This is a genomic window from Enterovirga sp., assembly GCF_035325185.1.
In the GTDB taxonomy this organism is placed as follows: Bacteria; Pseudomonadota; Alphaproteobacteria; order Rhizobiales; family Beijerinckiaceae; genus Enterovirga.
This window is the reverse complement of sequence record NZ_DAOLAJ010000071.1, coordinates 16,937-17,816: the sequence shown is the minus strand read 5'-3', so window position 1 is coordinate 17,816 and position 880 is coordinate 16,937. Positions and strand designations below refer to the sequence as shown.

Annotated in this window: 1 protein-coding gene; it reads right to left on the bottom strand. The window is 71.7% G+C overall.

Annotated features, from left to right (window positions below):
* Positions 1-207 precede the first annotated feature (207 nt).
* The coding region (locus PKD06_RS13705; protein WP_324380951.1) for an aminotransferase class I/II-fold pyridoxal phosphate-dependent enzyme at positions 208-880 on the bottom strand (673 nt) is incomplete at its 5' end.

The following is an 880-nucleotide window of genomic DNA, read 5'->3' as shown; positions in this document are numbered from 1 at the left end:
CGGGCTGCGCCACGTCTCCGTCGCGCAGCGCGCCACGTCTCCGTCATTCCGGCGAAGGCCGGAATCCATCCGCCGGTCCTGGACCCCGGCCTCCGCCGGGGTGACGGCCGCGTGTGGCACGGCCGCCGCCATCCTCCCCCGTGAAACGGGGGAGGGGGACCATGCGAAGCATGGTGGAGGGGGCACCCCGCACCCGGCATGCACAGATCAAAGCCACTCCTTGAGCCGCCGCACCGCCTCGCGGCAGACATCCTCGCCGCCGGCGAAGGAGAAGCGGAGGTGGTGGCTGCCTTCCGCGAGGTCGAAATCGACGCCCGGAGTCGCCGCGACGCCGGCCTCGTCGAGCATCCGGCGGCAGAAGCCGATCGAATCGTTCGTGAAGCGGGCGATGTCGGCATAGAGATAGAAGGCACCGTCCGCCGGATGGATCTCGGTGATGCCGAGACCCGGCAATTCGTCCAGGAGGACGGCCCGCGCCCGCGCGTAATCCGCCTTGACCGCCTCCAGTTCCCCGGTCGCGTCGAAGGCCGCCAGGGCCGCCACCTGCGAGAGATAGGGCGGGGAGATGTAGAGGTTCTGGGCCAGCGTCTCGACCGGCCGCACGAGCCGCTCCGGCACGACGATCCAGCCGATGCGCCAGCCCGTCATGCAGTAATATTTCGAGAACGAGTTGATCACGACCGCGTCCCGATGATGCCGGAGCGCCGTGTCGGCAGGCTCGCCATAGGTGAGCCCGTGATAGATCTCGTCCGACACGAACCAGAGCCCGCGCTCGCGGCAGAGGCGGGCGGGGCCCCCGGGACCCCCCCCGCCCGTCAAGGGGGCGGAGGGGGTTGGGGGGGCCCTCGCCCCGGGGCCCCCGGGCCGCCCCCCCCCCCCC